Origin of the sequence: Sediminibacterium sp. C3 (genome assembly GCF_000508085.1) — a bacterium.
GTDB lineage: Bacteria > Bacteroidota > Bacteroidia > Chitinophagales > Chitinophagaceae > Sediminibacterium.
The window spans coordinates 2066143-2087161 of record NZ_KI669560.1; the positions used below are offsets into that span (position 1 = coordinate 2066143).

Genomic DNA, 21019 nt, shown 5'->3' on the forward strand with positions numbered 1-21019 from the left:
TATGATTAATGATCGGGTCAGAACACAAAATAATAATTGAATAAAAAAGTCCCACTGAAACTCAGTGGGACTCGGGTATTTTTTCCGGAATTAGTTGCCGGCTACTTGTTTGCGAATAATATTCAACGCGCCACCTGCTTTGAACCACTCAATTTGCTGTGCGTTGTAAGTATGATTCACAACAATTGAATCCACTGATCCGTCCTTGTGTTGTAAAACAACTGTCAATGACTTACCTGGAGCAAATTCGGTAAGACCCTCAATGCTGATGGTATCATCTTCCTGAATTTTATCGTAATCGGCTTTATCATTGAAGGTTAAAGCCAGCATACCTTGCTTCTTCAGGTTGGTTTCGTGAATACGGGCAAAGGATTTAACTAAGATGGCACGAACGCCTAAATGGCGTGGCTCCATTGCTGCATGTTCTCTGGAACTACCTTCTCCATAGTTTTCATCACCTACCACTATAGAGCCAATTCCTGCTGCTTTATAAGCTCTTTGTGTAGCAGGAACAGGGCCATATTCACCAGTCAATTGATTCTTTACATTGTCTGTTTTTTCATTAAAGAAGTTCACAGCACCAATCAACATATTATTGGAAATATTGTCTAAGTGTCCACGGAATTTTAACCATGGACCTGCCATAGAAATATGGTCGGTCGTACATTTACCTTTCGCCTTAATCAACAGTTTTAATCCCTTTAGATCCGTTCCTTCCCATGCTGCAAATGGATCAAGCAATTGTAAACGTTTGCTGGTAGGGTCTACCTGTACATTTACCTTGCTTCCATCTTCTGCAGGTGCCTGATATCCGGCATCTTCAACTGCAAATCCCTTGGCAGGTAATTCCATGCCAGTGGGTTCATCCAGTTTTACCTGCTCACCCTTATCGTTGGTTAAAGTATCGGTGATTGGGTTGAAAGTTAAGTCACCCGCAATGGCTAAAGCAGTTACCAATTCAGGGCTCGCAACAAAGGCAAGGGTGTTAGGGTTACCATCCGCACGCTTGGCAAAGTTTCTGTTGAAGCTGTGTACAATGGTATTGCGTTCTTGCTTCTCAGCACCCATTCTGTCCCACATTCCAATACAAGGACCACAGGCATTGGCAAATACGGTAGCGCCAATTTTATCAAATACTTCAAGGAAGCCATCACGTTCAATGGTATAACGTACCTGCTCACTTCCTGGCGTAATAGTGTATTGTGCTTTGGGCGTTAAACCTTTTTCAGCTACCTGCTTGGCAAGACTTACTGCTCTGCTAATGTCTTCGTAAGAACTATTGGTACAGCTACCAATTAAACCCACTTCCACTTTCGTAGGCCAGCCATTGGCTGCTGCCATTTCTTTCATCTTGGAAATAGGCGTTGCCAAATCCGGAGTGAAAGGCCCGTTTAAATGGGGTTCTAATTCGCTTAAATTGATTTCAATAACCTGATCAAAATACTTTTCTGGTTCTGCATAAACTTCAGGGTCAGCATTCAAATAAGCTTTTACGCCATCCGCCATTTGCGCCACTTCTTCTCTTCCGGTCGCTTTCAAGTAACGGCTTATGCTTTCATCGTATCCGAATGTTGAAGTAGTGGCACCAATTTCGGCTCCCATATTACAAATGGTACCTTTGCCGGTACAGCTCATGGCTGCAGCACCTTCACCAAAATATTCCACAATAGCACCCGTTCCACCTTTTACGGTTAAGATACCGGCTACTTTTAAAATAACGTCTTTGGGAGCAGTCCAACCGCTTAATTTACCGGTAAGTTTAATGCCGATTAGTTTAGGCCATTTCAATTCCCATGGCAATCCTGCCATTACATCACAGGCATCTGCGCCACCCACACCTACAGCAACCATGCCTAATCCACCGGCATTTACTGTATGTGAGTCGGTTCCAATCATCATACCACCTGGGAATGCATAGTTTTCCAATACAACCTGATGAATAATACCCGCTCCTGGTTTCCAAAAGCCAATTCCATATTTGTTAGACACAGAAGCCAGGAAATCATATACTTCCTTACTTTCTGCATTTGCTACTTCAAGGTCTTTTTTGGCTTCGTTTCTAGCAGTGATTAAGTGGTCACAATGCACCGTAGAAGGTACGGCAGCTTTTGGACGTCCGGCCTGCATGAATTGCAACAAAGCCATCTGTGCGGTTGCATCCTGCATTGCCACACGATCAGGGGCAAAATCTACATAACTTTTACCCCTTTCAAAATTACTCAGTTGCTGATCTGCATGTAAATGGGCAAAAAGAATTTTTTCGGACAAGGTAAGTGGTCTGCCTAAGGTTTTTCTTGCATTATCTACTTTGGCAGGCATTTCTGCGTACACTTTTTTGATCATGTCTATGTCAAAAGCCATAAAGTGATGTTTTTTATGAGATGAATCTATTTCTAAGCCTCGCAAATTTACATCATTTCAGCTGTAGGCTATCAAAGGAATGCGAATAAATTTGCAAGGAAATGATAATTTTGTACGTAATTTCAATTATGGTAAAAAAATGGATTACAATGGATAAAATCAGAGAATTCCTGGAACTGCAGGCTTTTGGAGTTTGTTCTTCTATAGGTGAAAAGCTGGGCATTGCATCCACCAGAATCAGAATGTGGTTTATTTATATCTCCTTTCTGACGATGGGCTCCCCTATTATTTTGTACATGATTCTAGCATTCTGGAAAAACATCAAAAACTATGTTTTTGCAGCTAAGCGAAATCCTTTGAAATACTATTAGTGTTATTTGCCTTTTATTTCAGCAAATAGTTTATACCAAAACTCAGATTGTTTAGCGGTGCATTAAAGAACCCTGCACTGAAATTTACACCACTGGTTTTTGAGAGGACACCCGTATTGTCTTTTGTTGAACTGTATGAGTAATTTATATCCGCAAAACTAGTGTTGGGTTGTAAATTAACCACCAATCTTTCAGTTATTTGATAGCTAAGAACCGGAGCAATACCCAGGTTCATTCCATAAGAATTGGTTCTTAATGGGTTGGACACCAATTTCTGGGTATTGGTTTGAATGTTGAAACCGCCTCCGAAACTTAGTCCTATAAAGAGTTTTTTGGCAAGTTCTTTAAAGCGGACTTGCCGATATCCTACATTAAACCCATTACCCACATTTGATACTTCTTGATTGTTGTTGAGATTTTTGAAGTTACTGTAATTATACCCCAGACTAAAAAAGTTAAAATATTCTTTTTGTTAAAACGGCCATAGCCAAAACCAAGACCCAAAAAAGATTGTTCTGTTGATTGGTAAAATTGGGTTGGCTTTTGCTTGAATTTGGGCTTAATATAATTGAGCCATTAACTAATTGCTGATTTACAGAACCAAATTGCGCTTTTAATAACCCACTACATAAAGAGAGGGAGAGCGTTAGCAGCAGAGTTTTTTTCATATTGATTTTTAATCAAAAATGAATATTCCCCCTGAAACTATTGCACTCTGAAATGTTAATTTAAGTGGTAATTACCCTTTCTTTACTTCTTTAGCCCAGGCATCTTTCAGCGTAACCGTTCTGTTAAAGACCAGTTTGGCTGGATTGCTGTCAGGATCCTGTACAAAATACCCCTTACGCAAAAACTGGAAAGCCTGACCTGAAGGGTCATTTGCCAATGCTGGTTCAGCATAAGCACCTGAAATGATTTGCAAAGAATCCGGGTTGATATGGTCTTTGAAATCGCCTTCAGCATTAGCCACATCTTCCACTTTAAACAAGCGGTCGTATAATCTAACTTCCGCCTGGATGGCATGTGCTGCGCTAACCCAATGCAGGGTTCCTTTTACGTGTATGCCAGAACTGTCTGATCCACTTTTACTCTCTGGTATATATGTGCAATGAAGCGCCATTATATTTCCCTGATCATCTTTAATAACCTCCTCGCATTTGATAATATAGGCACTTTTTAGTCGAACCATCTGACCGGGTGCCAGTCTGAAATATTTCTTTGGTGGATTTTCCATGAAATCTTCGCGCTCAATCCATAATTCTTTACTGAACGGAACTGTTCTTACGCCACCATTGGGATTTTCCGGGTTGTTTTCACTGGTTAATGCTTCAGACGCCTGAGTATAGTTGGTAATGATTACTTTAATGGGATCAAAAACCACCATTCTTCTTAATGCAGTTTTGTTGAGTTCTTCCCTGACACAAAACTCCAGCAAACCCACATCAATCAGGTTGTCTCTTTTAGCAACTCCTATTCTGTCACAGAACTCACGAATGGCTGCTGCAGGATATCCTCTTCTTCTCATCCCGCTGATGGTACTCATGCGCGGGTCGTCCCAGCCATGTACTATTTTTTCATTTACCAGTTGCAATAATTTTCTCTTGCTCATGACCGTATAAGTCATGTTTAAACGCGCAAATTCATATTGTTTGGAAGGGAATGTATTTAAATTTTCAATACACCAATCATACAAAGGACGATGCGGAACAAATTCCAATGTGCAAATGGAATGTGTTATTTTTTCAATGGAATCACTTTGTCCATGTGCAAAATCGTACATGGGGTAAATGCACCATTTGTCTCCGGTTCTGTGATGCTTTGCATGTTTAATTCTATAAATAATAGGATCTCTGAGCAACATATTGGGAGATTCCATGTCAATTTTCGCTCTCAATACTTTTGCTCCATCCGGAAATTCTCCGGCTTTCATGGCTTCGAACAAAGTCCTGTTTTCAGCGGGTGTTCTTTCAGCATATATATTTCTGATTCCCGGTGTTGTAGGTGTACCTTTTTGCGCAGCAATTTCTTCACTCGTACTATCGTCTACATAAGCAAGTCCTTTATCAATCAGCTGCAATGCCATTGCATAGAGTTGATCAAAATAGTCGGAAGCATATAGTTCAAGCGCCCAGTTAAATCCTAGCCACTTTACATCATTCTTTATGCTCTCCACATATTCTGTATCTTCTGTAACGGGATTGGTATCGTCGAATCTTAAATTGGTGCTACCACCATATTTAAGTGCAAGACCAAAATTTAGTACAATGCTCTTCGCATGTCCAATATGCAGGTATCCGTTTGGCTCTGGCGGGAAACGGGTAGTAATTGATTGGTGTTTTCCGCTGGCTAAATCCGCTTCAATAATTTCTTCAATAAAATTCAAACTCTTCTCTTCGCTGCTCATTCCGTATTTTTTCTTAATTATTTTCCTATTTCAACACTATCGAAAAAAGCCTGCGCATCAGCTGCTTTGGCTTCCTTGTTACTGGAGTAATACAATACCTGATGTAAAACAGGCCCCATAAAGAAAATATAACCAAAAGCTTTTTTCCCTTTTAAGTTCTCATCTGAGGAGTTCGCTCCGTCAATTTCAATATAAAGACTGTTCTTGTCCTTGAATTTGGTGATCATGTCTTTATTGATATTTGCCCCAGCCATCTGACTGGACATGCCTGCTTTTAGTTGTTCCCAAAATCCATCACCCATCATTTCAATGGGATCTCCCATTAAACCCATGGCACTTAAATCAAATACCAAAGCACCGTAAGATTTTGTGCTGTCCTTATCTGTTGCAAAAAAAATGGTAGCACCATTGGCTGATCTTTCTGCCGGTTTTGTAGGGAATACAACGGTTACTTTTTCAGATAATTTTTGAGGAACATTTTGTCCGTTCGCTATTTGCACAGAAGCAAAAGCGATGAATGCAAGTATCAATTTTTTCATAATCTAGAGTTTCCCGGTTTCGTAACGGGCGATAAAATTAATTGAATTTACCATGTCTGTATGCAAAATTCTGTCTGCATCATTAAAAGGCACTATTTCTCTGAACTCTTTCATTATAGATTCTAGTATCGGAGAACTGCTGGAGGGTCTTCTGAAATCCAGGGCCTGTGCTGCTGTCATTAATTCTATGCCCAATACTTTTTCTACATTTTGAAGCAAACGGAAGCATTTGGTTGCTGCATTTGCCCCCATACTTACATGGTCTTCCTGATTATTAGAACTGGAAATACTATCAATCGACGACGGGGTACACAGTTGCTTATTCTCGCTTACAATGCCAGCCGCAGTGTATTGGGGAATCATAAACCCTGAGTTCAATCCTGCATTCTTCACTAAAAACAGTGGCAGGTTCCGCTGCCCAGAAATCAACTGATAGGTTCTTCTTTCTGAAATGCTGGCAATTTCACTCATGGCGATACATAGATAATCCAGATTGATAGCCAGGGGCTGTCCATGAAAATTCCCCCCGCTTAAAATTAGGTCGAGATCGGGAAATACGTTTGGATTGTCTGTAACCGAATTCACTTCTTGCATAAATACGGCAAGAATATGTTTGAATGCATCTTTACTAGCCCCGTGTACTTGCGGAATACAACGGAATGAATAAGGATCTTGAACCTGAGATTTGGTTTGCTGCGATATCGTGCTTCCTACTAAGTATTTTCTAATTTGCTGCGCAGTTTTTATTTGACCCTGATGGCCTCTAATCGCATGAATGGCTTCGTGAAAGGGTTCCATAACGCAATCAAATGCATCTATGGACAGTGCTGCAATCAGGTCGGCCATTTTCAATAAATGCTCAGCTTTTTTTAAGCAATACAAGCCATAGGCGTTCATGAACTGGGTTCCATTAATCAGTGCCAGTCCTTCTTTGCTTTGCAAGTGAATCGGCTCCCAGTTCATCAATCCAAGAGCTTCCGTTGCAGGCATTCTACTCCCTTTGAAATTCACTTCACCCAATCCCAGTAAAGGCAGACTCATATGGCTCAAGGGTGCCAGGTCTCCTGAAGCCCCTAATGAGCCCTGTGTATAAATTACCGGAAAAATCTGCTGGTTGTACATATCCATCAAACGAATAACTGTATTGATATGTACCCCGCTGTATCCATAGCTCAACTGTTTTATTTTGAGCATCATCATCAGTTTCACAATGGGTTCTGGAACCTCCTCGCCCAACCCGCAAGCGTGTGATACAATCAGGTTGTATTGAAGCTGTTCTATCTGATCGTTATTGATTTGTACATTCTGCAGGTATCCAAAACCGGTGTTGACCCCGTAATATTTTGATCCGGAGTCCTTCATTTTTTCATTTACAAAGTTTCTGCAGGCCAGAATTTTTTCATGAGCGTCAAAAGTGATAGAAACCTGCTGATCAAAGTCTAATAAGTGTTTTATTTGCTGGAAATTCAGTGGTTTGCTGTCTAAAGGAAGATAATTATAGCTCATGAAGTCAATCGTTTGCTGCAAAGTAAACAGATTTAGAATTTATCTGCCCAATTTGAAATGCAGTTTGATTTAGTAAAAAAAATCCTTTATTTTGCACCTCCAAAACTGGTTCGGTAGCTCAGCTGGATAGAGCAACTGCCTTCTAAGCAGTAGGTCATTGGTTCGAATCCAATCCGAATCACCCAAGTGGATAAATCGATTTTCTTATCGTTTTGTCCACTTTTTTTTTGCCCAAAACCCTCTCCTATATTGAATATTAGCTGAACAGCTTCGTTCACTTTTGTGGTTCGAAAATCCGAACCTTCAAAAACCAATTTTTCAGGGAATATCGAACCAATGGCTTTTCTCCTGTCCGAAACAGTTCCATTCTCAAAAATCTCATTCAAATTAGACAGGTTATGAATCGCTTTTCGTATTTGATCACTGATATTAATCCGTTTCTTGGAAAGCTCAAAAATTTCAGCTTCCAGTCGTTCTATTTCAGTTTCACACCCTTTCCTTACTTCGTGGTAATCTGTCTTATCAATTTCGTCAAGAATAAATTTGCCTCTCGCTTTATTTATCTGATCCTGTAGTTCAGAAACACGGGTATTCAATTTTTGGATCTCAATATTATTTGAAGATGAATTTTTCTTAAACAAGTCATTGACAACTTCAGCATAGATGTCTGCCATTCCAGGTTTAGGAATGAACTTTTTTAATTCAGAACTGAACTTTTCATTTACGTCCAGTGCCTTAAATCTTATTCCGCATTTACTATTACAATGGTAGTAATGGCTATAAGATGATCTGCCTTTTGAGGAACTGGCAGTAAGACTTTTTCTGCAACAGGGGCACTCCAAATATCCACGCAGGAAAAACCTCTCAGGAGTTTCTCCACTGGTTTTTCGAACCCGCTTGCCCCCATTTAATCTATCCTGAACATCAATAAAAAGTTTCTCAGAAATAATTGGATCATGATTACCCTTCACGATACAATCCGGCTCATCCTTGTAGCCCCTTAGAAAAATCTTACCATAATAGACCGGGTTCCGCAATACGTTCCAGAAATGATTCTTACCGCAGCTCAGCCCCTTTTCTTTTGCTAACCTATATACCTCTTCAATATGGAGCTGACGGTTTACAATCGTTTCAAATGCCCATTTAATGATTTCTGCTTTTGGAGGATCAACCGCAATGTATTTTTTCCCTTCAGGTGTGGTTCTGTTGATGTATCCAATAGGTGCCCCATTCATATACCTACCCTCTTTTACCGCCCTTCGCATACCGTTACGAACATTTATTGCACGTCTGTCATTTTCTACTTCGGGTGATGTTAGGTAAATGCCCAACATGATTTTGTTTTCAGGAATATCAAGGTCTAAAGGTTGTTCAATAGCACAGGGTTCAACGCCTAATTTGCGAAGTAGATTAATCATCTGGAAAGCATCCGCTGCATTTCTGCTGAACCGACCCCATTTGGTAAATAAAATCTGTTGGACTTGACCATGTTTTGATCGGTAAGATTCCAATATTTTTTTCCACGCTGGTCTCAGAAATGTCTTGGCAGAAAAATCCTCGTAAATAACGTTGCGGATCTGGATATTCTTGTAAGCGCAATACTTACGTAATCTTTCTTCCTGATCTCTTTGGGAATACCCTTTTTCTGCTTGCTCATCCGTGCTCACCCGGATGTATAAATCTGCCTTCATTTTCTACGATTTGATGTAAAGAAATGGAGGCCAAATTGGCAAGGAATGATAGAATTATCTCCGCCTCGGATAAGGTAACAAAATTACCATTTTTAGCTAAAATTTCCATAACCTTTTCAGGGGTCATGTAGATAAAGTTTCCCATAAAATTCACTTTTCATACTCACAAAAAAACCGGCAAAAAATCACCGGTTTTTATTTCCAGAAAAACTCAAAAGAAAGTCTATACCAAGCGCCTGAACTCTAACCAACTTTCACCCTTCGCTCTTTTTGGCAGGTAGTTGATATAGCGAAAAGCGTGGAGATCATGCATACATTTATCATAGGTCTGTCGGGCGTTTATCTTAGCGAGATACATCAATCTTGTTCTGTCAACGGGTATTCCAATGGGGCACCCCTGGATCTGCCATTCATTCACTAACGCAAGGTATAGGCTGATATGGGCAACAGTAATCCGCGTATCCTCAGAAACTACCGAGAAAAAGTCCTGCAGTTTGAAATCCGCATTCATGAATTGTTTGTATTTAGACGACGGTTATGGCGAAGCCGTTTCTTTAGCAGATGACCACCCTGTCTCCCGCTATTGCTTTTCAATAACAGTTTTCTATCAGCGTTCATCCTTCGCTCCAGCCACCGGCTTTGCAAAAAACGCATGGCATCCCCAAAATTGATGGGTGACTGTTGGTCGATCAGGTAAAACCGCTGATTGATTTCAAACTGTGTTTTCAGGTAGCCAAGATTGGGAACCATTTCCTCCAGAGATGTTCCTGACCAATGCTTATATCGCACCAATCCATCCTTATCAAAATTGATGGCTGTCTCGTCCTAAAAAAACCTTACACATTTAAAAATTAATCCGGATATTACTTTACATGTGTTTTTCTTAATCCTGGATTTTGTTTACAATCAAAGATAGTCATTTTATATCCTTGTATATTTTGATCTATTTATTAGCCTTAAAACGTTGGAAGAAACGTAAACAAGCTCTGCTGAGGGGCATCTTGTCAGGGATATTCCAACCAAATGAACACGATAATCGGCAAAATATTTTGCCGATTATTTTTAGTGTACTTCTGCTATGTCTTAAAAAACCTGTTTCTTTTTCCTGGGATAACTCTTCCAGCTTTTATTAATATCACCTGTCATTTGATGTGCTGACCGTGGTGTGAGATAGCCTAAACTTAAATGAGGTCGTTTAGAATTATATACCTCAATGTTAGAAGTTAAAACCTTGACAGCCTCTTTATGATTTTGATAAACTCGTTTGGGATAAAATTCGTTTTTCAGAATACCATTCATTCTTTCAGCCAGAGCATTTTCATACGGGCTACCACTCTGTGTCATACTAATTTCAATATGGTTTAGTTTCAATACATCTACATATGCCGCCGAGCAATATTGGATTCCTCTGTCAGAATGGTGTATCAATTTACAGCCCTTGCTTCTGTTATTGATTGCCATTTCTAAGGCCTTTAAGCAACCAACAGCTTCCAGCGTTGGGTATAAACAGTATCCTACTATCAATCTTGAATATGCGTCCGTTATTAAGCTCAAATAACTAAACCCATTAATGGTTCTTATATAGGTAATATCACACACCCAAAGCTGTTCTGATGCATTTAAATTAAGCCCTGTCGTTAAATCCGGATACTTCTTTAACCAATGAAATGAATCAGTAGTTTTTATCATCCTGCGTCTCTTTCGGACAAGCAGACCATGGTGTCTCAGTAGATTAAATAGCTGATCTCTTCCCATTTTTATCCCATGATCCTGCAGTGGCCCTGCCAAATAATGAACCAATTTCCGGGTTCCAATCATTGGCATAATCAACCTGGCCTCCCGGACCAAACAGAGAACTATCATTTGAGCAATCGTGATATTTTGTTCTTGCTTTTGAGCATCATAAAATGCTTGCCTTGTCACACCAAACAGTGCACAAATACTCTCCAGTGATGCTTTTGGATTTCTTTGCCTTATTCTTTTGACTGTTTGGTACCAGACTTTTTTCTAATCTTAATTTTGAGGTCGTCCTCAGCAACTTGGATCATAGTTTGAAGGGTAAGGACCTTTAACTCAGATTTTTCAAGTGCACCAGTTAGCTCCTTAATCTTTTTGGACAATGCCAAGTGTTGTTGATTTTCATTCATAGTTGATAATAAATCTAATGAATGATTTTGGGATAAATCCTTTGTGGATTGCTTTAAAATAAATAGCCTTAGGGTGTTCCTATTGACTCCATATTTACGGCATGCCGTTTTCTTTGGCATTCCCCTTTCCTGAATTTCTCGGACAATTTCTAACATTTCCTCTTCGCTTCTCCGCCTATATGGTTGGCTACTGGGGAAACTAGGCTTTGACTTTTTTTGAACCTTTTCTGTCATGCTGAATAGTTTTTTGACAAGCTATTTCAGGACTAGACAGGATTTTCCACATAAAGCTTTTCTCAGCTGGTTTTAATTTAAAATACCATGCAAATGCTAATACAACAATGGATAAACTTACTAAATACGGCCTTGCCGGTTCTATCCATGAAAAGTTAGCGACAATACTGCTGCTACCGGCAAGTAATGCAATAACAGGTGTGATACAACAAAGTGAAGCAGCAATAGCAGCAAAAACACCTGCCCCCGTAAATGTGCCTGCTGATTTTGTACTTATCATACCGTTTTCAGTTTTTGAGTTTGTACATTAATATGTTTAAAAAAAAGTTTTAAAATCTTTAGATTTTCCTGTGCAAGGGAATAATAAATTGTTTGCCCTTGCTTCCGGGTTTCAACAATATTTCCATCCTTCAGTTTTCGCAGATGTTGTGATACTGCCGGAATACTAATTCCTAAAATATCAGAAAGATCACAAGGACACAATTCCTTTTCTTCTTCCAATAAATAAACAATCTTGAGCCTTACTTCGTTACCTGCCAAGGCTAATATGTTAGACAAGCTTGCAAAAGACTCTTGTGCAGTTCTTAACTTGTTTTTGCAACTCTTTATTTGCTCATGATCGGCAAAGAGCCTGATACAAGTATTATTGTCCATTCATCAAAGATAGCAAGAATCATTATTTAAGCAAATGCTTAAAGAATGAAATACATCTTATAACATTTTTTTTTAAACCTTTATTCTTTGAATCCTAACCGCATTCAATATCGCTAATAAAGCAACACCTACGTCCGCAATTACTGCTTCCCATAGAGTAGCTACACCGCCTGCGCCCAAAATCAATACAAACACTTTTACTGCCATAGCTAAAATGATGTTTTGCCACACAATGCTCCGGGTTATCTTTCCGATTTTAATAGCTGAAACTATTCTCTGCGGCTGATCGTTTTGAATGACTACATCTGCCGTTTCAATTGTGGCATCGCTCCCTAACCCTCCCATTGCTATTCCAGCATCCGCCAATGCAACTACAGGTGCATCATTAACACCATCACCAACAAAAGCGATGTGTCGCCCTTCATCTTTTAGCCTCTGTACTTTCTCAACCTTACCCTCTGGTAGTAAATCACCATAAGCCTCATCTATACCAATCTTCCTTGCAACCTCATCTACTACAGATTGTTTATCGCCTGAAAGCATTACCGTTTTAATATTAAAGCTGTGCATGTCTTTGACAGCCTGGGCAGCATCGTCTTTTATTTCATCAGCAATAGTTATAAAACCTGCATATTGATTATTTATTGCAACAACAACAATTGTGTCAACAATGGTTTCTATTTCTGTTGGGTAGGATATGTTGTATTTCTTCAATAGTTTTGCATTACCTGCAAGCAAGTCCCTTCCACCTACTTTTCCTTTTAAGCCATAGCCTGCGATTTCTTCTACTGCATCTGCATTGATACCATTGACAGTTTCACCAGCATATTCCGTTACAGCTTTGGCTATAGGATGAGTTGAATTCTTTTCCACCGCAGCCGTAAGCTTTACCAACTCCTTTTCATCTATGTTGACCGAGACGACTTGTTGTACTTTAAAAACTCCTTTTGTCAATGTGCCGGTCTTATCCATAACCACAGCATTAACCTTTGTCATTACATCAAGAAAGTTTCCTCCCTTAAATAAAATACCATTACGTGAGGCAAGACCTATGCCACCAAAATATCCTAATGGAATGGATACCACCAATGCACATGGACAACTGATTACTAAGAATACCAGTGCTCGGTAAAACCATGTTTGAAAATTATAATCTTCTACAAAAAAGTAAGGGACAAAACAAACTACAATAGCAAGAAAGAAAACGATTGGTGTGTAGATTTTGGCGAACCTGGAAATAAATAGTTGTGTCTGTGATTTTCTTGCAGTAGCATCTTGAACCATTTCTAAAATCTTACTCAGTTTACTATTTTTAAACAGCGCTTTCACTTTGATTTCTGCTACTGTATGCAGATTAATCATTCCCGCAAGAATAGTTTCTCCCTTATATTTTGCATCTGGTTTACTTTCCCCTGTTAACGCTGCTGTATTAAATGAAGCATTTTCTGAAATCAATTCACCATCTAATGCTACTTTTTCACCTGGTTTTACCAAGATGGTTTCGTTTAACTCAACAATAGAAGGGTCAACAACAAGAAGCGTACCATTTCTTGAAACTGTTACTTCATCAGGTCTTACGTCAAGCAGGGCTTTAATACTTCTTTTGGCATTATTTACAGCCGCATCCTGGAACCATTCGCCGATTTGGTAAAAAACCATCACAGCCACGCCTTCTTCATATTCTCCAATCACAAATGCACCGATAGTGGCAACACTCATCAACACAAATTCATTGAAAATATCTCCCCGCTTTGATTTTCTGAAGGCAAGGTCCAATACTTTACGACCTGCCAATAAATAAGCTCCCAGGTTTATGGCCAATGAGGGAATCTTAGAGAACTCCATTTTGAAGCCATATTCCAGTACAAGCAGAATGATTAATATTACTAATGCCAATAATAGATCCCAATGATTTTTCCAACCCGATTCGTTTTCATCCTTCGCGGATCCATGGCCATGTGCAGCAATTTTTGTTTCATCATGTTTATGTGTCATACTATCTTATTTAGTGTAAAAAAAATGTAACAATACCTACTATAATTAAAACTATACCTGTAATTCGTTTTTCATTATGCTCAATAAATTGTGAATTCATCATTTGAACTCCTTTAAATGCAAGTATTACAAGAGTGATAATCCCGGTGATGCTGATTACTGCATATACTAAGGCGATCAATAAGATACCATTCAAGCCATAAGCACCAGCTGTCAGAAAAAGACTTTCTACTTCCAGGCAAGGAGATAAAAACATAGTGGTCGCAAAAATCAACACCCATTTAGTTTTTGACTTTTTGTAGTGCGGCACGTCATTATTTGCAGTATGATGATGCGGCAGATTAACTGTAAAATATATCAAACCGAATATGATCAATAATACTGGAGCAATTACATGCACATATCCTTCAAAGTGATACGCCAGCTTTGAGCCCACCATTCCCAAAGCTATCCCAAGAATAACAGTACCCATCACATGCGCAGAGGCAGAAATAGATGCCACCAGTATCAATTCATACTTTTCCCATTTCTCCGACCTTGCAATAGCAACCAATGGCAACCAGTGATTGGGAATAAGAGCATGAGTAATCCCTAATAATATGGTACCTGTTATTATACTATACATGTTACAATACTCCTAATATACAATTTTATTTTAACCAATTAATCAGTGTTGTGTTTTTCGTTATGCCTGTTTATCATTTTATTTTTCCATTTTACATACCATTTCTGTTGATGCAGTGAAAGCAATAAATATAAGGTAACTGTTCCAACAATAGCAATGATAAACATACTGAGGCCTACTGCCACACCAACTGCGGCAGTACACCAAACCGTGGCTGCTGTTGTAAGTCCATGAGATGTTCCGGCACTGTCGTTCCGATAAATAATACCAGCTCCAAGAAAGCCTACACCTGTAACAATATTGGCTATTACCCGGGAGATAGCAGCAGCATCACCTACAAGATGAGCCGCAACAGCAGTAAATAAAGTAGCTCCGATACAAACAGCGGCATAGGTTTTTATACCGGCATTGCGAGCGTGTTTCTCTCTATCAAAGCCAATAAAAGTACCCAACAGAAACGAAACGATGAGTTTCCCAACAATTATTAATTCGAATCGAACATCCATTTTTTCAATATTTACATAACATAATAGGTTTTTGGATCTTCTTCAGCCGGCAGATTTCTAACACCTATCATCTGTTTTTAATTAATATCCATGGTAGCGGATAAACTTATTACTGGGATATCCATCGGTGTATTTTTAAAATGTTTGGGTAGAGGGGCCCTGCCGCTCAAGGTTTCCCATTTTCATAAATGAGGCAAACAAAGCAGGGCTCCGACCCATCCAATTTTTATTCTTCTTCCTCTACATTGTTCATCTTCGACAATAAATCATAAGCTCCGTTAATCACCACGCTAATTTTCCTGTTAAACCCTCCTGGTAAAATCACTTCGGTATAACCATTTTCTGAAACGCCAGTCGTCACTTCAATTCTTTTAAACAGAATATGCTTTTCTGTAGCGACTTCATTTTTCCCATCGGCAGGTTTCTTTTCACTATTCTTTTCATTTGCTACTATAAAAATGTAAGATTTTCCTGCTGCTTGAACGATAGCTTTATCAGGCAGCGCAGTAGTGGTAGCAATACCTGTTTCTACAATTCCCTTTAAATACATCCCTGGCAACAGGTTATTATCTTCCTGAGACAGATGTCCATGAACCCTAACCGTCCTTTCAGCGCTGATCTCACGACCAATTAAATGCACATCTGCAAACCGCTCCTTTGTTTCATTATTCAATAAAAACGAATTTTCTGACCAATCTTTAATTTCGGAACATCCTTTTCAAAAATGATCAGTTCTGCATGAAGGTGACGGGTATCTACAATTTCAAATAGTTCCTGGTTAGCGTTTACAAACTTCCCGATATTCACCAATACTTTAGTAACATAGCCCGATATAGGTGCATAAATATTTGCCCTGCCTGAAATGTTTTCCGGGTTGATTTTCTCAGGATTGATATTGATAAGCCCCAGTTTTGCTTTTAATCCCTGTACTCTTGCCGTCATACTGTTATACTCGCTGCTGGCTTTTTGCAAGGTTTTTTTTGCATTTACATTTTCTTTTGCCAACTCTTGTTGTCTTTCCAATTCTTCTTTCAGGTAAATCAACTGACTTTTATAATCCAGATAATCCTGCTGAAGCTGGATAAACTCAGGATTCTCGAGTACGGCGATAACTTCACCTTTTACCACGGGCTTCCCCTGCAGTAAATCGGTATTTTTTAATGTGCCTCCATAGGGAGAAGAAACGGTTAATAGCTGTTGCGGAGGAACATCCAGTACTCCTGTTGCCTTGATAACGCTGCTGAGTTTTTTTTCTTCTACAACACCATACTGAATGTCGACTGTTTTAAACTGGTCTTCCGACAAGCCCACAATATCTGCTTCTTCAGTTTTCGTTACTTCAATCGGGGCTGCTTCTGTATTTCCTTTGGAAGAACAGGATGAAAGCCATATAGTAGCCGCTGTAAGTATAATAAGTGAATTCAAAAATTTCTGTTTCATATTAATTTTATTTTACCCCGTTCTGATTAATTGATGCCACCGATAAATTCGATAGCAATGACGGTTTGATTATATTGATTTAAAAGTTTGGTATATCCCTGTTTTACAACAACGGCATTATTGAGTGATTGTGTCAATTCATAATAACCGATTTCGCCGGCAGTAAAAGCTCTTTGTGCCTGCGTAATGATGAGATTGGCCTGCGGCAAAGCTGTATTTCGGTAATAGTTTATTTGAACTTTTTGTTTTTGCAATTCTCCAAACAGTGTTGTTAATTCACCTTGCAGGGTGAATTGATAATTGGTCAGTTCTGCTTCACGGCGCACCCGGTTTACTTCTGCTGCTTTTACTTTTTCTTTTTGCGCCCTGGCAAATATGGGAATACTGATACCTAAATTAACTCCTTGAAAACGATTGCCAACACCATAATATTTATCAACTCCATTCACAGTTTGATATCCTACTAAAGACTGGTTAAAATAGCCTACTGAGAAATCTGGTCTTAATCTTGACTGCTCAACAGCTTTCTCTTTGTTTGCAATATCAATCTGCTGTTTAATAAATGCAAGTGTGGGGTTTGCTGCAATGGCAGCGGTATCAAAATTGACCTGTATCCGCTTTTCAACAAGTAATGTGTCGGCAATTGACGTAACAGAAGAATCTGCAGTGAACACTTTCAGACGATTTAATTCAATCCGGTAATCTTCTTCTGCACTTCGCAATTGCGCTTTTGTCTCATTTACCTTGCTTTCAGCATTATAATTTTCTAATGCATTTGTTTCTCCTGTTTTGTATCGCAATGCCGAAGATTTCAGTATATTTTCGTAAATGGATAGTAGCTCTTTCAGCAACCTTATTTCCTCCATCCAAAAGATTAACTGGTAATACGATATTTTTGTGTTCGCTGCAAGTTCAGTTTGATAAATTCTCAATTGCAGTTCACTACTTTTGATATTTGATTCAGATAGCTTTATGAGACTTTTAAAGTACCCTGGATTCAGTATGCCCTGATTAATGCTGAAATTATTATCATAGGCAATGCGACTATTGTACTGCCCAAACGTTACACCGAAATTTGTTTTGCCATAATCTTTTACTGTCTTTTTCAACTGCTGCTGGTAACTTATATCCAGCGTTCCTACTTTAACCAAAGGATTATTCTTCATAGCTGATGCAACAGCATCACTAAGATTGATAACTATTTTTGGCTGTTGTGCATTTGCAGCAAATGATGAGGTTAAAAACAGGATGAGTAATGAAGCCACCCCTTTCACCACATCAGACTTCATCATTTTTGGTTTTATCTTCTCAAACCATGTATATAATACTGGTAAAACCACCAACGTAAGAAATGTGGCCGTAATCAATCCTCCGATTACAACCGTTGCTAACGGCTTTTGCACTTCTGCTCCGGAACCTGTTGACAATGCCATTGGCAAAAAGCCTAATGAAGCAACCGTCGCAGTCATTAATACCGGTCGCAACCTTATAGAAGTTCCCTTTAAGATGATTGCATTTATATCTGTCATACCTTCCTTTTTAACCGGTTAAATTCACTGATTAATACAATACCATTTAATACCGCCACACCGAATAGCGCAATAAAACCAACACCAGCCGAAATACTAAATGGCATTCCCCTTAACCATAAGGCGAATACACCGCCAATAGCACTCATCGGTATAGCTGTAAATATGAGTAAGGAATATTTAATTGAACCAAAGGTGAAATAGAGCAATAAAAGTATCAGCGCTAATGCGACAGGTACCGCCACTGATAATCGTTTATTGGCCTCTTCAAGATTTTTAAACTGCCCGCCATAAGTAATAAAATATCCAGGAGGCATTTTTACCTGTTTCTCAATTTTTTCCTGGATTTCTTTTACAACTGATGAAATGTCCCGGCCTCTTGTATTAAAGCCAACAATGATTCTTCGCTTGGCATCTTCACGTTGAATCTGGTTAGGACCTAACTGCATATTGACATCGGCTACCTGCTCCAATGGAACTTGGTTGCCATCAGGTGCAGCAATAAATAATCCTTTAACATCATCAATACTCTGGCGGCCTGTTTTTTCTAGCCTTACCACCATATCAAAACGTTTCTCGCCTTCATAAACAATACCTGCGGCTTCACCTGCAAAAGCAGCGCTGATGGTACGGTTTATATCTTCTACATTTAAACCAAATTGCGCAATCTTATCACGGTTTAGTTTAACCATAATTTGCGGCAGACCAGTCACCTGTTCTACATATAAATCTTCTGCACCTTTTACTGTGGGTACAATCACACCGATTTTTTTTGCCAGATCTGCCAGTACATCAAGGTCTTCCCCAAATATCTTAATCCCCACATCCTGTCGAACACCTGAAATCAATTCATTAAACCGAAGTTGTATAGGCTGCGACAACCCATAGGAAACACCGGGAATTTTCTCCAGCTCTTTCTGCATCATTTCAGCCAACTCTTCTCTGTTATGTGCACTGGTCCATTCCTTTTTATCTTTTAAAAGGATGGTAATATCACATGCTTCTATGGGCATAGGGTCGGTAGGTATTTCAGAGGCACCAATCTTTCCAATCACTTCTTTTACTTCAGGAAATTTTTTCATCAGTAAATCCGAAGCCTGCGTTATTTTATCAATTGTCTGGCTTAACGAACTACCTGTCAGCAACCTTGTTTCTACTGCGAAATCTCCTTCTTCTAAAGTGGGAATAAATTCACCTCCTAATGTTTTGAAAATAATGAGGCTGATTATAAATACACCAACAGCAATACTCACTACCAGTAATTTCATCTTAAGTGCCCCACGTATTAATGGGGTGTAAAGCCGCTGGAAAAACTTCATCATTTTATCGGAGAAGTTTTCCCTGTGGCTAATTTTTTTACTGAGAATTAAGGCGCTCATCATAGGTACATACGTAAGCGACAGTAAGAATGCCCCAAGAATGGCAAAAGATACAGTTTGCGCCATCGGGCCAAACATTTTTCCTTCGATACCTACGAGTGCCAGAATAGGTAAATAAACGATCAATATAATTATTTCACCAAAAGCAGCACTATTTCTAATTTTCGAAGCCGACTCAAATACTTCTGTATCCATTTCTGCCTGTGTTAGCCTTGTATTTTGCTTTCGCAAGCCGAGGTGGTGCATGGTTGCTTCTACAATAATTACGGCCCCATCCACTATCAATCCAAAGTCGATAGCACCCAAACTCATCAGGTTACCAGAAACCCCGAATATATTCATCAGGGCTATAGCAAAGAGCATGGCTAGCGGAATAACAGAAGCCACAATCAAACCCGAACGAATATTGCCCAGAAATATAACTAAAACAAAAATTACGATCAATGCTCCTTCCATCAGGTTGGTCTTTACCGTATTTATAGCCCGGCCAACAAGGGAACTTCTGTCAAGAAAGGGCTCTATTACTACACCTTCAGGAAGGCTTTTTTGTATCTGAACTATCTTTTCCTTAACGCTGCCTATTACTTCACTTGAGTTTGCTCCTTTAAGCATCATTACAATGCCCCCAACTACCTGTCCTTCTGTATTACGGGTAAGGGCGCCATATTGGGTGGCATGGCCTAACTGTACGGTGGCTATATCTCTAACCAAAACCGGTGCGCCACCGGAAGTTCTTGTAACAACAATTTTTTCTATATCAGAAATTGTTTTAATAAATCCTTCACTGCGGATAAAATAAGCATTGGGTTTTTTATCTATATATGCACCGCCAGTATTCTGGTTATTTTTTTCAAGAGCATTAAATACATCCGCTATCGACAAATTATAACTGCGAAGTTTATCTGTATTCAATGCAATTTCATATTGCTTTAAAAGACCGCCAAAACTGCTTACATCAGCAATACCGGGTGTCCCAAGCAACTGACGACGGACTATCCAGTCCTGAATCGTTCGAAGCGACATGGCGTCATATTTATTTTCATACCCTTTTTTAGCATGTAAAACATATTGATAAATTTCACCTAATCCCGTAGAAATAGGAGCCATCTCAGGATTGCCGATGTTATTGGGTATTTGGTTGCGGGCTTCTATCAACCGCTCACCTACTTGTTGACGAGCCCAATATATGTTAGCATCATCATGAAATACAACAGTAACTACGGATAATCCAAATCTGGATATGGAACGGATTTCCTGCACTTCCGGAATGGTGGCCATAGTTTGTTCCACCGGGAATGAAATAAGTTGTTCTACTTCCTGTGCCGCCAATGATGGACTCAACGTAATTATCTGTACCTGATTATTTGTAATATCAGGAACGGCATCAATCGGCAATTTATTGGCCGAATAAACACCCCATATTATTAATGCGAGTGTAAAAAGGCCAATGACCAATTTATTTTTAATGGAAAATTGAATGATTCTATTAAGCATATTTCTATTTAATGTTTTGAAACAAGACGATAATACTTAATTATAATTCCGACTATCGCCATCAGCATTATAATGCCAAGCACTATCAATGTACCAGTTCTTATAACACTCATCCACAAGGGCTTTACAGGGTCTTTGATCCTG

At 39.2% G+C, this 21019-nt stretch carries 19 protein-coding genes, 1 tRNA gene and 2 pseudogenes; 2 read left to right on the forward strand and 20 right to left on the reverse strand.

The features are described from left to right. Nucleotides 1–90: 90 nt before the first annotated feature. Nucleotides 91–2361 (reverse strand): aconitate hydratase, encoded by a 2271-nt coding sequence (locus F777_RS0109600; RefSeq protein WP_026751852.1) that lies wholly within the window; start codon nucleotides 2359–2361, stop codon nucleotides 91–93. A 149-nt stretch (nucleotides 2362–2510) separates the two neighbouring features. Here F777_RS0109600 and F777_RS0109605 point away from each other — a divergent pair, with 149 nt between their 5' ends. After that, nucleotides 2511–2732, forward strand: a complete 222-nt coding sequence (locus F777_RS0109605; RefSeq protein ID WP_026751853.1) for a PspC domain-containing protein — start codon at nucleotides 2511–2513, stop codon at nucleotides 2730–2732. A 13-nt stretch (nucleotides 2733–2745) separates the two neighbouring features. Here the strand turns inward: F777_RS0109605 and F777_RS0109610 are convergent, their stop codons facing one another. From F777_RS0109610 to hutH, 5 genes are all read right to left on the reverse strand, one after another. Beyond that, nucleotides 2746–3120: a hypothetical protein gene (locus F777_RS0109610; RefSeq protein ID WP_026751854.1), complete on the reverse strand. Its 375-nt coding sequence runs from the start codon at nucleotides 3118–3120 to the stop codon at nucleotides 2746–2748. A 67-nt stretch (nucleotides 3121–3187) separates the two neighbouring features. Beyond that, nucleotides 3188–3400: a hypothetical protein gene (locus F777_RS0109615; RefSeq protein ID WP_026751855.1), complete on the reverse strand. Its 213-nt coding sequence runs from the start codon at nucleotides 3398–3400 to the stop codon at nucleotides 3188–3190. A gap of 71 nt (nucleotides 3401–3471) precedes the next feature. Next, entirely contained in the window at nucleotides 3472–5136 is a 1665-nt protein-coding gene (locus tag F777_RS0109620) for a glutamine--tRNA ligase/YqeY domain fusion protein (protein WP_037369342.1), read from the reverse strand. A 17-nt stretch (nucleotides 5137–5153) separates the two neighbouring features. Further along, nucleotides 5154–5675 (reverse strand): hypothetical protein, encoded by a 522-nt coding sequence (locus F777_RS0109625; protein WP_026751857.1) that lies wholly within the window; start codon nucleotides 5673–5675, stop codon nucleotides 5154–5156. 3 nt (nucleotides 5676–5678) lie between these two features. Next, nucleotides 5679–7181, reverse strand: coding sequence for a histidine ammonia-lyase (gene hutH / locus F777_RS0109630; RefSeq protein ID WP_037369345.1), 1503 nt, complete (start codon nucleotides 7179–7181; stop codon nucleotides 5679–5681). 107 nt (nucleotides 7182–7288) lie between these two features. On the opposite strand from hutH, the gene F777_RS0109635 reads away from it, so the two are divergent. Further along, a tRNA-Arg gene (locus F777_RS0109635) sits at nucleotides 7289–7362 on the forward strand. Nucleotides 7363–7923: 561 nt separating this feature from the next. Here F777_RS0109635 and F777_RS18190 read toward each other — a convergent pair. The 14 genes and pseudogenes from F777_RS18190 to F777_RS16380 form a co-directional block, all read right to left on the reverse strand. Further along, the gene (locus F777_RS18190; protein ID WP_201767594.1) at nucleotides 7924–8061 is read right to left on the reverse strand and encodes a hypothetical protein; all 138 of its coding nucleotides are present in this window, start codon (nucleotides 8059–8061) and stop codon (nucleotides 7924–7926) included. 37 nt (nucleotides 8062–8098) lie between these two features. Then, nucleotides 8099–8872, reverse strand: a pseudogene (locus F777_RS18600) (recombinase family protein); the annotation flags it as partial. 507 nt (nucleotides 8873–9379) lie between these two features. Continuing rightward, nucleotides 9380–9661 carry a hypothetical protein gene (locus F777_RS0109655; RefSeq protein ID WP_152530903.1) on the reverse strand — a complete coding sequence of 94 codons (282 nt, stop codon included), beginning with the start codon at nucleotides 9659–9661 and terminating at the stop codon, nucleotides 9380–9382. 294 nt (nucleotides 9662–9955) lie between these two features. Further along, nucleotides 9956–10849 carry an IS3 family transposase gene (locus F777_RS0109660; protein WP_051408404.1) on the reverse strand — a complete coding sequence of 298 codons (894 nt, stop codon included), beginning with the start codon at nucleotides 10847–10849 and terminating at the stop codon, nucleotides 9956–9958. Beyond that, a complete protein-coding gene (locus F777_RS0109665; RefSeq protein ID WP_026750796.1) occupies nucleotides 10846–11253 on the reverse strand; it encodes a transposase in 408 nt (135 codons plus the stop codon). Before F777_RS0109665 ends, F777_RS0109660 begins: the two co-directional genes overlap by 4 nt. After that, nucleotides 11219–11533, reverse strand: coding sequence for a mercuric transporter MerT family protein (locus tag F777_RS16365; RefSeq protein WP_026751862.1), 315 nt, complete (start codon nucleotides 11531–11533; stop codon nucleotides 11219–11221). Before F777_RS16365 ends, F777_RS0109665 begins: the two co-directional genes overlap by 35 nt. Beyond that, nucleotides 11530–11907, reverse strand: a complete 378-nt coding sequence (locus F777_RS0109675; protein ID WP_026751863.1) for an ArsR/SmtB family transcription factor — start codon at nucleotides 11905–11907, stop codon at nucleotides 11530–11532. Before F777_RS0109675 ends, F777_RS16365 begins: the two co-directional genes overlap by 4 nt. A 72-nt stretch (nucleotides 11908–11979) precedes the next feature. After that, a complete protein-coding gene (locus tag F777_RS16370; RefSeq protein WP_081720501.1) occupies nucleotides 11980–13902 on the reverse strand; it encodes a heavy metal translocating P-type ATPase in 1923 nt (640 codons plus the stop codon). Between the two features lie 10 nt (nucleotides 13903–13912). Then, nucleotides 13913–14527, reverse strand: a complete 615-nt coding sequence (locus tag F777_RS0109685; RefSeq protein ID WP_026751864.1) for a hypothetical protein — start codon at nucleotides 14525–14527, stop codon at nucleotides 13913–13915. Nucleotides 14528–14565: 38 nt separating this feature from the next. Then, nucleotides 14566–15033, reverse strand: a complete 468-nt coding sequence (locus tag F777_RS0109690) for an MgtC/SapB family protein (protein WP_026751865.1) — start codon at nucleotides 15031–15033, stop codon at nucleotides 14566–14568. Between the two features lie 226 nt (nucleotides 15034–15259). Then, nucleotides 15260–15706, reverse strand: coding sequence for an efflux RND transporter periplasmic adaptor subunit (locus F777_RS18200; RefSeq protein ID WP_201767595.1), 447 nt, complete (start codon nucleotides 15704–15706; stop codon nucleotides 15260–15262). Further along, nucleotides 15703–16473, reverse strand: a complete 771-nt coding sequence (locus F777_RS18205) for an efflux RND transporter periplasmic adaptor subunit (RefSeq protein WP_201767596.1) — start codon at nucleotides 16471–16473, stop codon at nucleotides 15703–15705. Before F777_RS18205 ends, F777_RS18200 begins: the two co-directional genes overlap by 4 nt. A gap of 26 nt (nucleotides 16474–16499) precedes the next feature. After that, a complete protein-coding gene (locus F777_RS18380; protein ID WP_369792000.1) occupies nucleotides 16500–17765 on the reverse strand; it encodes a TolC family protein in 1266 nt (421 codons plus the stop codon). Between the two features lie 78 nt (nucleotides 17766–17843). Then, nucleotides 17844–20875, reverse strand: a pseudogene (locus F777_RS16380) (efflux RND transporter permease subunit); the annotation flags it as partial. Nucleotides 20876–21019: the final 144 nt, after the last annotated feature.